The organism is Shewanella sp. SR43-4 (assembly GCF_014163845.1).
Classification (GTDB): domain Bacteria; phylum Pseudomonadota; class Gammaproteobacteria; order Enterobacterales; family Shewanellaceae; genus Shewanella; species Shewanella vesiculosa.
Genome location: NZ_JACJEB010000006.1, coordinates 27,031 through 40,267 on the forward strand (window position 1 = coordinate 27,031; position 13,237 = coordinate 40,267).

Consider the following 13,237-nt stretch of genomic DNA (forward strand, 5'->3'; position numbering starts at 1 on the left):
GATTGATATAAATTGATTAAACCTGTGAACAACACTATCACAGGCTTAATCATTAACTAGGCTGATCTAGGGCAAATCAAAAATCAGTGCTGTTGACTGAGTGTCCGCTGGATTAACCAAGGTCACAGTGGTGATGTCGGTGAGTTTAGCACCGTCTCCTGCACTCAGATTTTGCTCATCAATACTCAGCTCTCCAGCCACCTGATGCACGTATACTTTGCGTCCAACAGCGACCTGATAGGTTATTTCAGAGTTAGGCGCCAGAATCAGTTGTGACAATGTCGCATTTTGCTTGATTTGCAAGGTACCTTTATCACCCGTTGGCGTAGCTATCGTCGTTAGTCCTACTGCTTGAGCAAAGTTTTTTTGTTGGTATCCAGGCGTGTTACCTAAGGTATTTGGCTGGATCCAAATTTGCAAAAACTTCAGTGATTCAGTTTTTGATGCATTGTATTCACTGTGACTAATACCGCTACCCGCTGACATCAATTGAAATTCCCCAGCGGGCAATACTTCAACATTGCCTTCGCTGTCTTTATGGGCGATAGAGCCTTCAAGTACGTAGCTGATAATTTCCATGTCACGGTGACCATGAGTAGCAAATCCTGCACCTGGAGTGACGCTGTCATCATTGATGACGCGTAGCGCTGAAAAGCCCATGTGCTCTGGATCGTAATAGCTACCAAATGAAAAGCTGTGCTTACTGTCTAACCAGCCAAAATTAGCTTTACCGCGTTCACTTGCAAGTCGTAATGTAATCATAATGTGCTCCTAAAGCGTGATCTAAATACAGAATATAAGCTTGGCTTACTTAGCTAATTTCGTGGCAATGGCGTTATCTATCCCAACTCTGCCTGAACCCGATATTGCCAGTGACACTGTGATAGCCAACAGTGCTAACGCAAATTCATAACCGTTATTGGCCATAAATAAACCGTTACTGATGTGTACGCTAGCAATGGCGATGACCATAGTGAACGCTAACACCACCGCAGCTGGACGAGTCAGTAAGCCTAATAGAATGAACAAGCCACCGAAAAGCTCTGCACTGCCAGCCATAAACGCCATTAATACGCCAGGTTCCATGCCTATCGATGCCATCCATTGTCCTGTGCCTTCTAAACCATAACCGCCAAACCAACCAAACAATTTCTGTGCACCGTGAGCCATAAAAATAATCCCAACTGGTACACGTAATGCCAAGGTACTGAAACCAGCGGTAGAGCGAGTGATATTTTTGATTAGTGCTTTCATGATAGTTATCCTCAATAAATTTAAACATAATATAAATACTGTTGTGAGTAGGTCTCACCGATTGATAATGAGTATATTGAGACTTGATTGAATAAAAAATCGGAATAAACTGAGCTAATAGTTCAAAATAATTGAATATGGAGTTAGCCATGCACCATGCCATTACGATTGATGCATTAAGGGCGCTAGACGCCATAGAGCGTAAAGGCAGTTTTGCTGCTGCGGCCGCGTCACTGTATCGGGTTCCGTCAGCATTGACCTATACCATCAAAAAACTTGAAGATGATATGGGCACGGCATTATTTGACCGAACAAAACAAAAAGCCCAGCTGACGCCGGCAGGCAAAATTGTGCTGGAACAAGGACGGCAAATCTTACTCGCCACCAATCGGTTGATTGATTCAGTGCAGCAGTTAGAATCAGGTTGGGAAACCGAAATTCGGCTGTCGCGCGATACTGTCATTCCTCAAGCACCATTGTTTCAGTTGATTGAGCAATTTAACCAATTAGATCATTCAGTCGACATTAGTATCGATGTCGAAGCCGTCGGCGGAGGCTGGGATGCATTACACAGTCGCCGTGCCGATATTGTCATTGGTGCATCTGGCGAGTTACCTCGAGGCGTATTTCAAACCCATAAAATCGGTGAAATTGAATTTGTATTTGCAGTAGCACCGCATCATCCATTGGCGTTTGTTGATGGCGTGTTAGAAGCTGACAAGCTTACTGAATACGCTTCAGTGGTGGTTGCTGATACCGCACAAGTTTTGCCGACACGCAGCAGTGGCCTGTTTAAAAGTAAGCAGGTGATTAAAGTGAACACCATGGAAACCAAGATCGCTGCCCAACTGCAAGGGCTCGGGATTGGTTTTTTACCTAAGCATATGGTGCAATGCTACTTTGACAGTGGTGAATTAATTGAAAAAAAATGTTCAATTCCAAGGCCAAATCAGAGTTTGTATCTTGCCTGGCATAAAGATCATCAAGGTCGCGCTTTTGACTGGTTTGTGGAGCATTTACCTAACGCCGACTGGGGGTTAAATTAGATTAACGATACTCAGGGACTTAGTGCTAGCTCCTTGAGTATTATTATTGGTGTATTTTTTATGCCGTAACAGCAGATCTTATGGCGGTATTGGATTTATTAACAGCGATCGACCGTTGGTGGTGTTTCTGTTTAAAAATGACCTCGCCGCAGGGCGATTAGTGCCAATGCTCATGAATGAAAAAATCATCGCAACAGAACGTGAACAAATTAATGCTGTGTATTATAAGTCGTCAATAGTGGCTAGGCGGATCTCGGTATTTATTGAGTTTATTCAGCCAAGGTTAACCTTGTAAATTAACATCCCTTTATACAAGATGCTTAGTTAACTGAGAGGTGATATTGTGGTGTTTGTGAATTTATTTTTATCGTAACCGATGACATCATGATAAAACATTTAATGGACTACCTTCGTTTAGTGCTGTTTGTTTGTGGCGTATTGATTGGCATTCAAGTTCCCGGATTTGTTGACCAATACGGCCAACGCCTAGAAGCGCATCAGTTAGAGGCGAAGCAGAGTTTGGGTGAATTTCAGCATGACGCCGACCGTTTTTTTGGTGGTGATATCAATAAACTGATCCGTCATTATCGACAGAATAACGACCCAGTGTTCAGTGCTGGTGGTGAGAGTATTGAGTCTATCTACCAGCGTTATGTACTACTAACTGATGCATTAACTCGTTTTCGTCAACATAGTTATAGTCCTTACCAGCAAGTGTTTCTCGCACCGCAAACAGACATTCAGGCTGAAGTATGGCAAAACTATTCGCATGTTATTTTGCTAAAGCCAGAAGCCATTGCGGTAGGTATGTTGTTAGGACTATTGATCTCGATTCTATGTGAATCAGTATTATCTATTCTATATTTGGGCTGCCGTAAAGTATTGGCGCCAAGATAACCCTTCTTATTTAACTGTTAAGGAAATATTATGATCGCTAAAGGACAATCTCTTCCAAAAGCTACCCTAAGCCAACTGACTAAAGACGGTATGGTTAACCATGATGTAACTGAATTATTTGCCGGTAAAAAAGTGGTCTTATTTGCCGTGCCGGGTGCATTTACCCCAACGTGTTCAGAAGCGCATTTGCCTGGTTTTGTTGTATTAGCTGACGAGTTCAAAGCTAAAGGTGTTGATCTTATTGCTTGTGTTGCTGTAAATGATGCATTCGTTATGAAAGCGTGGGGCGAAGCGCAAAATGCATCTGAATTGATGATGCTTGCAGATGGTGATGCCAGCTTTACTAAAGCATTAGGCTTAGAAATGGATACCGCAGGTTTTGGTGGCATTCGTTCACAACGTTATGCAATGGTCATTGACAATGGCGTGGTGACTTTACTGAACGTTGAAGAAGGTAAGTCATTTGAAGTCAGCACTGCAGAAGCGGTAATGGCTGCACTATAATCTGTTAATAACAGCTTGATGATATGACAAAAGGGTGCCTAATGTGGCACCCTTTTTACATTTGAAAAGCCTGTTAGAGGTTTAAACCTTACTCGCACCAATCCCCAAGTTTTGTTCGATATTATCGACACTGTTGCTCACTTCTAATGCAATGGTCTCACTTTGTTCAAAGGCATGCTTTGCCCGCTGGAGTAAATTGTCCATGGCTGCTACAAACTCATCAAGATGATGCACTTGTTGGTTAGCGTGTTCACTGCCTTGGCTGGCACTCTTTGCCATAGTACTGGCTTGTTGCTGTACTTGCTTAGCCACTGTTAACAAGCTTTGCGCGCGTATTTTTTGTTGTTCAGATGCTTGGCTAATGTCATTAACGCTGCTACTGAGCGCAGCATTAGAGGTCGTTAATTGGGTCAATATCGCCATAATATCTTTAAGCGATAACTGAGTTCGATGAGATAAGTTACGCACCTCATCGGCTACGACCGCAAATCCACGGCCTTGTTCGCCCGCTCTTGCGGCTTCAATAGCAGCATTGAGTGCCAATAAGTTAGTTTGATCGGCAATATTACCAATCACATCAACAATTTTAGCGGCATCAGCGACAGAGGTACTTAGCTGGGTTAGCGAACGGTTACATTGGTTGACTGTCGTCAGAGTATTTTCGGTTGCCGTCAACACACCTTGCGCTTCTTGCTGGCTGGCTAGCATGTCATTCATGGTCTGTTGGGCGCTGTCCGTTAACTCGCTAGACGACCGGTTTACTAATTCGGCTAGCGCAATTAAATCAGCGGTTTGCCCTTGTGCTTGCTGCACCACGGTTTGCGTTTGCTGGGTGCTATTTGATAATGAGCCTATTCTGGCAACTAATTCGCTTAATGAGTGCGACACTTGAGTCAAATTGTGTTTTTGCTGCTCATCCTCTTGCTCAAATCGTTGCAGTAGTCGATTAAAATGCGCCGCAATTTGGCCTGTCTCACATTGGCTTGTTACGGGTAGCGGTTCACGTTGGTTGGACTCACTTAACATAGAAAAAGCACGATTTAAGCGTTTTAACGGCGCCACAACTCTGCGCTGTTGTAAGATTAAATAAATCACCGAAAACAGTGCCAGCAAGGTCACCATGCTATACAGCAACCATTGTAAGTTGCGCTTTAATTGTTGGTCAGTTGCTGTCTGTATATCGGCCAGAGACACTAATTGCTGCTCGACTTGGCTAGTCGCATTCATTAGCGCCTTTTGTACCGCTTGAATATCGGTTTGCATTTGCTTGGTATTGGCTACCTCTTTACTGTAGCGCTGGGTTAAGCTGAGTAATTCTGAGCGAGGCGTTTCGCCAATTTCAACTCGCTCGGGCTCATCATCACCTAAGGCAAACTCATCGACTTCTTCAGTGCGGTAAATGCCTAATAATGGCAGTTTTTGCAAATCATCATGCCAAGTATTAAGCGCACTTATAGAGAAGTTAACACTGTTGATTACGCCCGTATCTTGGTCTATTAGTAAGGTTTGGGTTAGCTGTGATAATTGATAAACCAAGCTGGGTAATTCCAGCGTAAGCGCTAAATATTGCTGAGCATCGTTGTTGTCTTGTGGGGCCGATTGAGCATAGCGGGTTAGGCTGCGAGCGTAGTTGAGCATTTCTGATTCAGCAAATGCTAACAATTGACGTGGATTACCTGCTAGTTTGCCAGCAGCACGATATTTAGTGTCTAAGTCGCTGATCAGCTGGGTCATTAACTCAGTTAACGAGGTGCTATCTAGCTGCGGATGTGCCTGATGTAATTGGTTAATGCTGTTGGTGATACCTACAATATCGGTACGCGCTTGCTCGAGGTAGTTGCTTTGCCCAGTTTGTAGGTAGTTACTTATATTATTGCGTACATCGAACTGAAAGGTGTGTTGGATTTGCTGTAAATTTTGATTGAGCTGTTCGCTCACTTGTCGTTGCTGGTTACTCCATAGCACTGTTGCCGCTAATAAGGCTGCAAGTATTAATAATAATGCCGATGCACCGAGGGATAAAGTTGATATTTTCATGCTATCCAAACTTAACAGAAAGACCATTATGTGTATTTTATGGCACTAATGTTACAGTTTGTGTTGCGCAGTGAAGGTTGTTTAAGATAGGCCGAAAATAGGTCATAACATCAGTTTAGTGATATTAGTTTTTATCGATTATCGGCAGTGATACTAGTGCTTTCAGGCCGCCTTGGGGGCGATTAGACAATTGAATATTGCCATGATGACGATCAACAATGCGCTTAATAATGGCTAAACCTAAGCCTGAGCCCACACTGCCACGAGCTGAGTCGCCTTGGGTAAAGGGTTGAAACAGTGACTCGACTTTAGTTTCATCAATGCCGGGGCCATTATCTTCAACACTAAAACATACTGTATTACCTTGATGATAAGAGCTTATTTTTATCCAGCCATTGCCATAACGGAAAGCATTTTCAACCAAATTACTCAGCACCCGTTTGATCGCTACACTATTAATGGCGATGTCAGGACAATCGGCTAATGATAATTCGAGGGTTTCTTCACGATGTGACTCTTGTTGGCTAATTTCTTGGATTAAGCGGTTGATTTGGTCAGGCTCACGAACGCCTTCTTGGTCGTTACGAATGTATGCAATAAATTGGTTAATAATCGCATCCATGTCTTCAATATCGGTGACTATGCCTTCTTTTAGATACTGATCATCTTCCACCATCATTTCAGATGCTAAGCGAATGCGGGTTAACGGAGTGCGTAAATCGTGAGAAATTCCTGCCATCAGTAAGGCACGGTCTTGCTCAAGTTGCTTCATGCTGTTGGCCATTTGGTTAAATGCATGAGTTACTTCAACAATCTCGGTAGAGCCGCTTAATGGTAACGTTGGCGGAAAATCACCTTTAGATACCGCGACGGCAGCTTTTTGCAGTCGTTTTAACGGTCTGTTTTGTCGCCGTGCAAACAACCAGCCTCCGGCGACACTGAGCCCACCAATAACTAATAAATACAGCGTTAATGGCGATAAATCTGACTCGTTAATACTGCTCAGCGGCACTTTAATCCATAACGTCGGTGCTTGTGGTGGCTTAATCCACACATTGAGTTTTTCACCTTGCGAAAAACGCACTTCAGCTTCACCGCCCAGATATACCGACATTTGCTCAGATAAAAAGCTGTAATAAGTGGCTTGGTTCAGTCCCGCTTCTTGAGCTTGTTTAAGATTATAAACTGTCATGCCGTCGTCACGCACTTTGGCATTTAAGGCATCAACCATGGTGAGATGTTCACGGCCAACATCAACACCATCGACAAATAAAATATTGATTTGGCGGGCGATCAGTTGGTTAATTTGTTCATAACTGGGTTTGATAAAGTAAACGGCGACAGACCAATAAGACACCAATTGATTGATCAGCAGTAAACTGCCAATCAACAATACGGTCTGGCTAAAAGCGCTGCGGGGTAAAAAGCGTTGCCACCATTTTAACTTAAGTTCCATGACTTATTTACGTGTGGTGCCGTCGGGGACAAATACATAACCTAAGCCCCAAACCGTTTGGATATAGCGTGGGTTAGCAGCATCTTTCTCAATTAAACGGCGTAGGCGTGAAACCTGCACATCAATAGAACGCTCAAGTGCCGAATAATCACGCCCTCGAGCAAGGTTCATCAGCTTGTCACGCGATAATGGCTCTCTAGGGTGGTTAACCAGCACTTTAAGTACTGCAAATTCACCGCTGGTTAGGGCAATGCTTTCATCACCATGAAACATTTCACGGGTGGCAAGATTTAGTGAAAACTCACCAAATTCAATCATTTCTTCTTGTTGAGCTGGTGCTCCAGGGACTTCGATTATTTGACGACGCATTACCGCTTTAATGCGCGCTAATAATTCACGCGGGTTAAAGGGTTTTGGTAAGTAGTCATCGGCGCCCAGTTCTAGGCCGATAATTCGGTCTACTTCATCGCCTTTGGCGGTTAACATCACAATCGGAATAGGGTTTTCTTGTTGGCGCAAGCGGCGACAAATCGATAAACCATCTTCACCGGGTAGCATCAGATCAAGTACTAAAAGGTGAAAGTTTTCGCGCTCAAGTAATCTATCCATTTGTTCTGCATTCGCAGCACTACGAACTTGGAAGCCTTGCTCTATCAAGTAACGTTCTAATAATGAACGTAATCTCATGTCGTCATCGACAACGAGAATCTTCGAGGTTTCTTGGCCCATGACATATCCTTTAAACACTAAATTGATACCAGCAATGACTCAGTATGAAGTGTAATCGCTTAAATTTGAATAGCTGATTGTGGCAGAAATTGTAACTAAATAGCTGTAAATGTTTGTTTATCGCATAAATAGTACTGGATAGTTACATAAGTTGTCTTTCATTAAACTATTTAGGGTTAATGAGGTGATGGATAACGACTTATCATTATCCTTGTAATAACCGGCTAATACTGTGGCGTAAGATGCGTTTAGCGGCCAAAAATGTAATCGCAATAATCAGTAAAGTGCAAAACACAATCCCATATAGCCATAACATAGGTTGCCACATTGATACCCCTAATAGGCTTATGCTGTAGTCATCTATTGCGAGCATCAGTATGCCTGCACACAGAGCTGCAATCGCCATTAGACTGACGTTGAGCCGAATGATGTGCAACATCAGTGTATTTTTTTGTCCACCGACAGCCAGTAAAATTGCCAACTTGAGTTGCTGTACTTTAACGGCAAAATGAAAACGATAGTACAAGGTGAAAACAACCAGAAGACATATCATTATCGCCATTGCAAACGAGGTCATAAATAATAATTTGCCTGCAGGATCGGTATTGATAATTTGTTGTGCCAAAGTGCCATTGGATATATAGCTTAAATGAGTCGATTGCAAAGAGGCCCATTCATTTATACGCGACCCAACGAGTTCAGGGTTGGCTGTACGACTATAAAAAACTGGCGCAATGCGATGAGCGAACAGCGGGTTTTGCGCACTTAAATGTAAATACATGACAGGTGATGGACTTTGATTAAGGCCAAAATGAAGTTGATCTTCAACAATCGCTGTAATGGTGAATTGTTTTTGGTAATAAAACCCCGTCACATTGAGTGTTATCCCTTGTATGTCTTGCCAATGATTTAAGTTTAATTCGTCGGCTAGCTGGCTTGCCATCGTTCGATTTACTGTCACGCTATTAGTCGTTAGTGTTGCCGGGATAAGATATTTTATGCCCAGCAAGTCAAAAAAATTACTTGAGACATAAAGGCCATTTATTGGCTTGCTGATCCCTGAATTATTCGACGTATTATATTGTAATCCTTGATCACCTAAGGCGGTGAACCTCGCCGAGGACAAAGCCACTGCTTTGCCTGCAACTTGCCATTTACCCTCTAATTGCTGCGCAGTAAGTGCTAACGATAATGGACTGGTTACCTTGGGCTCGTAACTGTATAGATCGGGTAAAAAGCTGACTTTCTGATATTTCTGCCATTCAGAAAAAGACAGCACCAAGGATAAGATGATAACGCTTACTATCACAGTGAGTTGCGCCACTAAGGTTAATTGGCTCATACGCTGTTGTGCTTTGGTCATTTGTCCGTGTTGGCCTCGGCTAAACTGCGTGGTCATAATACCCAGCATCGGAATTTGTGCACAAAGCCAATATAAACTAACCGATATCGTTACTGCCGCAACCCATAAACTGAGATTAAATGATAAACCAGTATCGAAATAGCTTCGGTAAACAGGAATATGACTGACATATTGCAAAATGCCATAACCTAATATTGGAGCCATAATAATCAGAGCAGCGAATGCGGGAATATTTTCTTTAAACAACTGACTTATTAGTTGTTTTTTATCGCCACCTAATGCCAACTTTAACTGCATTTCAGATTGACGCACTATCCCTTGCTGCATGTAGGCCGACACTATGCTACTAAAAATAATAAACCCAAAACAGACTAATAAAACCATTAATATCCAAGCCTGTTTATGCAACATGTCACGTTCAATTGGCTTAAGCTCTACACCGTCAATTAACCATGATGTAAATTGACTATCAATAAACCCACCTTGCGGACGCGGCGTTTGTTGTCTTAGAGTTGAATATGCTTGCTGTAACTGAGTAATAGGAATCGCTTCATTCAATAAAGCGAAACCATATCTATTCCCCTTACTATTGATATAAAGCGCTGGATTATCAGTAAACATTTGTGGCACATCTAACAATAAATAGCTGTCTGGTAACCACAGGTCAATTTGAATATTACCCAATTTATCCATTGATGCAGGCGCCACACCCGCAATAGGTAATACTTGGTTTTGATAATACAGTGACAGCTGCGATAGTGCTTTTGCGTTGGTATGTTTGTGCCAAAACTGCGACGAGAGTATAGCCTTTTTGGCTTCAAATCCTTGTTGCGAAAAAGGCTCTGGTAAGCCAAGTAACGGCAATAAGGTGTCGGTGTAAAAGCCAATCCGTAAACCAGGTATTTCTTTTATCCCGACAGAGACCACTGCTGTTTGTACCGCCACGCTAGCGACAGTTTGTACTGCTGATAATTGCTGCAATAAGGCAATATCATATTCAGATGTTGGTTGAAGGTTGCCATTAAAATCTTGATTCGCCACGGTTATCAAGGGTGAAGTTTGGTTTACCCATTGCGGTCTATCACTACTTAATAACCACAGTAGGTTAGTCACAAAACCAATTAAACTGCAAAAAAGGCATAGGCTGATGATTAATACTGCCCATATACCACGCTGGCCACGCCATTTTCGCCAGCCATATTTGACATCAAACAACACGTCTATACTCCTCATCTTCAAGAGGAGAAAGCTCACCATCATGCATTTTATAAGCTTTTTGACAGCATGCAGCGACAGTGTTGTCGTGGGTTATAATCAATACTGTTTTGCCTTCTTTATGCAGATTTCCTAATAAAGTCATAATTTTTGCGGCGTTGTTTGAATCCAAATTACCTGTAGGTTCGTCGCATAATAAAATATCAGGTTGGCAGATCAGTGCCCTAGCAATGGCAACACGCTGTTGTTGTCCACCAGAGAGCTGATCAGGATAAAACGAGGCTCGATCACTTAAACCGACTTTGGCCAGAACATCATTTATTCGTTCAGAGTATTGAGTTGCTTTGATGGCGGGGTTAAAACGTAACGGTACTGCGAGATTTTCAGCGACTGTCATATCGGCAATCAGATTGAAATTTTGAAATACCCAGCCAATATGTTGATTTCGTAATTGGCTTAATTGATATGCTGATAATGCACTTACGTCTTGATTGCACAGTTGGTAACTCCCCGTATCAGCTACATCGAGTAATCCAAGAATAGACAGTAAGGTAGATTTTCCACTGCCAGAAGTCCCCAGAATCGCAATCATTTCACCGGTTTTTATCTGCAAGCTAATTTGCTTTAATACCGAGTTATTACCTGAATGATGCTGAAACGACTTATTCAATCCAGTTAGGCTAATCACGTTATTAGTCATATAGTTCTCCTTCACTAAACTGAATTCTATCTTGTAGGCGGTTAGGTACTTGCAATAAAAGACGTTCGCCTTGATGAAGTCCTGCGGTGACTTGTGCTTGCTCTTCAGCAATATCACCTATGCTGATGTCACGCTTTTCAAATTGTTCAAGTTCATCATTTAGGATAAAGAAAGAATATTGACGATGCCCACGAATAACTCCAACAGGGCGTTTAATCACTAAAGTATTTTGGTGGTTTGCTATTTCAATGATGGCATTGACATCAATATTGGGTCTCACAGAGGAAGGTAAGTTGCCGTTAAAGCTAATGTCTATTTCAACGCTGCCATTATTAACTGTAGGTTCTACTCGGGTAACATTTCCGACAATATCAATGCCTTTTATGGCTACTTTTGCAGGTAAACCAGGGATAACAAATTCAGCATCATTAGCGGTAATGTTGATCCGAGCATAGTATTGCGACAAGTCGGCAATCATACCCACAATCTGACCTTCTTCTAAATGCCTGCCAATGTCTAGATCGTTGGCCAGTTCGGTTAGCATGCCATCCATACTGGCTCTAATCGACAGTTGTTCGACTTCCGACACTAGTAGTTCTCGCTGTTTTTGTGCTTTTTCTAAGCGATATTGTGCTGAGTTATTGATGGCTTTACGAGTTTGCTGCAGCGTGTCTAATCGGCTTGTTTCCATTTGTAAAATGGCGTTGTCTTGCTCCCAAGCGACTTGTGCCTTATGAAGATCCAGTACTGAAATCACTTGGCTTTGTTTTAGTTTTTCATGGGCACTAAGTTCTGCTTGAGCCAAGGCCAAGCGCACTTTAGCTAAACGCATTTTTCCTTGTTGGTCATCTAATGCTTGGCGCGATTCGGCCATAATCTGTATAAGGTTAGACTGCTGCTCAAGTAAAGCTAATTCACTGGTTTCCATTGTGCGTTGTAGTTTAGGATTATTCAGCTGAATGATCACATCGCCTTTATTAACCACATTTCCAGGTTGCTGTAACACTTCAATAATGTGGCCGCTACTCATGGTATTGATGCCGCGTTGGGTTTTAGGGACTAACTTGCCATAACCTGAAACTGTGACGAGCATAGGCCCTTGATTGACTTCAGTGAGTAAACCAGGTGAATTTGATGATGAACTTGAAAGGGCATTTTTACCGAAAAACAATGCAATAAAACTGAGTGAAATGCATGTGATAATAATAATCGAGATCGTTTTTATATGCGCAAAACGGTTTTTGTCCTTGGGGATTTCAAACATTCTATAATTCCATTTATATTGTTTTTATCCGTTAACGATAACGCAGGTAGGCGAATAAAGCACTTAATTTCATGCTTAAAAACTAAGCTAATTCTTGGTTGACAGAAAAAAAATAGCCTATAAGCTCTAACAGCGAGAAGGTTTATTTATTATATACTTACAAAAGGATTTGCTATGTTGAACCAACTTTCATCGATTAGTATTTCACCTCATAGTCCTCTAGATTTGATTGGCCCTCGCCATGCTTGGAGGCACGATCATGCATAATAAAGGTATCGCTTTTTTACTGTTCGGTGTTGTAGCCATAACCAGTGGTCTGGCGACTGCAGCAGACATAACGCCTTTAGGTAGTCACTTAAAGGGGGCTCTTTATTCTGAAGTGTCGAGCCAAACGGCTAAGCCGCAGTTTCCTGCGCTATATCTCTATGATGTAAAGACGCAGCAGTTTCTGAGTAAACAAGACGCAGAATCTTACCTCAGCAGATTAAACGATCAACCGCTATGGATTGAGGTGATGCAGCAATGGGTTAAAGATAGCAGTCACTTTAGCACGACAAATAAAGCGTTTAAGCAAGCTGTTCCACTGCTAGATTTTACGCAGGAGTACATCATTTTTTTCGATAATTTACCGGAACCCATGTTAGAGCAGTTTGCTGCAATGGATCCTAATTTGGTGGCGAGAGATAGCTTAGTTAAATCGGTTTTGGCTCAATTAGATAATGCAAATAGTTACACTACCTATTAAACGTTAACGTGGTTTACCTGTTATTAA

General features: G+C 42.2%; 12 protein-coding genes and 1 pseudogene. 5 read left to right on the plus strand and 8 right to left on the minus strand.

Translation table 11 applies throughout. The annotated features are described in order from the left end of the window. Window positions 1–66 precede the first annotated feature (66 nt). Together H5123_RS08215 and H5123_RS08220 are read right to left on the minus strand one after the other, a co-directional pair. A complete protein-coding gene (locus H5123_RS08215) occupies window positions 67–762 on the minus strand; it encodes a pirin family protein (protein ID WP_182697651.1) in 696 nt (231 codons plus the stop codon). A 45-nt stretch (window positions 763–807) separates the two neighbouring features. Continuing rightward, complete coding sequence (locus H5123_RS08220; RefSeq protein ID WP_182697652.1) at window positions 808–1,254, minus strand: DoxX family protein; 447 nt, start codon at window positions 1,252–1,254, stop codon at window positions 808–810. A 149-nt stretch (window positions 1,255–1,403) separates the two neighbouring features. Here H5123_RS08220 and H5123_RS08225 point away from each other — a divergent pair, with 149 nt between their 5' ends. The 4 genes and pseudogenes from H5123_RS08225 to H5123_RS08235 all read left to right on the plus strand — a co-directional run bounded on the left by H5123_RS08225 (window position 1,404) and on the right by H5123_RS08235 (window position 3,701). After that, on the plus strand, window positions 1,404–2,300 hold the full coding sequence (locus tag H5123_RS08225) for a LysR substrate-binding domain-containing protein (RefSeq protein ID WP_124018218.1): 897 nt from the start codon (window positions 1,404–1,406) through the stop codon (window positions 2,298–2,300). Between the two features lie 124 nt (window positions 2,301–2,424). Next, window positions 2,425–2,595: pseudogene (locus H5123_RS20615) on the plus strand (LysR family transcriptional regulator); the annotation flags it as partial. Between the two features lie 89 nt (window positions 2,596–2,684). Further along, a complete protein-coding gene (locus tag H5123_RS08230; protein ID WP_124018219.1) occupies window positions 2,685–3,197 on the plus strand; it encodes a DUF2937 family protein in 513 nt (170 codons plus the stop codon). Between the two features lie 30 nt (window positions 3,198–3,227). Next, entirely contained in the window at window positions 3,228–3,701 is a 474-nt protein-coding gene (locus H5123_RS08235; protein WP_124018220.1) for a peroxiredoxin, read from the plus strand. Between the two features lie 81 nt (window positions 3,702–3,782). Here H5123_RS08235 and H5123_RS08240 read toward each other — a convergent pair whose 3' ends face one another. From H5123_RS08240 to H5123_RS08265, 6 genes are all read right to left on the minus strand, one after another. Continuing rightward, window positions 3,783–5,738: a methyl-accepting chemotaxis protein gene (locus H5123_RS08240; RefSeq protein WP_182697653.1), complete on the minus strand. Its 1,956-nt coding sequence runs from the start codon at window positions 5,736–5,738 to the stop codon at window positions 3,783–3,785. 124 nt (window positions 5,739–5,862) lie between these two features. Then, on the minus strand, window positions 5,863–7,194 hold the full coding sequence (gene envZ / locus H5123_RS08245) for a two-component system sensor histidine kinase EnvZ (RefSeq protein ID WP_124018222.1): 1,332 nt from the start codon (window positions 7,192–7,194) through the stop codon (window positions 5,863–5,865). 3 nt (window positions 7,195–7,197) lie between these two features. Further along, window positions 7,198–7,923, minus strand: coding sequence for a two-component system response regulator OmpR (ompR, locus tag H5123_RS08250; RefSeq protein ID WP_182697654.1), 726 nt, complete (start codon window positions 7,921–7,923; stop codon window positions 7,198–7,200). 205 nt (window positions 7,924–8,128) lie between these two features. Further along, window positions 8,129–10,504, minus strand: coding sequence for an FtsX-like permease family protein (locus H5123_RS08255; protein ID WP_182697655.1), 2,376 nt, complete (start codon window positions 10,502–10,504; stop codon window positions 8,129–8,131). Next, complete coding sequence (locus tag H5123_RS08260) at window positions 10,494–11,201, minus strand: ABC transporter ATP-binding protein (RefSeq protein WP_182697656.1); 708 nt, start codon at window positions 11,199–11,201, stop codon at window positions 10,494–10,496. Before H5123_RS08260 ends, H5123_RS08255 begins: the two co-directional genes overlap by 11 nt. After that, window positions 11,194–12,465: an efflux RND transporter periplasmic adaptor subunit gene (locus H5123_RS08265; RefSeq protein ID WP_182697657.1), complete on the minus strand. Its 1,272-nt coding sequence runs from the start codon at window positions 12,463–12,465 to the stop codon at window positions 11,194–11,196. The genes H5123_RS08260 and H5123_RS08265 overlap by 8 nt, the downstream gene beginning before the upstream one ends. Window positions 12,466–12,724: 259 nt before the next feature. On the opposite strand from H5123_RS08265, the gene H5123_RS08270 reads away from it, so the two are divergent. Continuing rightward, window positions 12,725–13,210, plus strand: coding sequence for a hypothetical protein (locus H5123_RS08270; protein ID WP_182697658.1), 486 nt, complete (start codon window positions 12,725–12,727; stop codon window positions 13,208–13,210). Window positions 13,211–13,237: the final 27 nt, after the last annotated feature.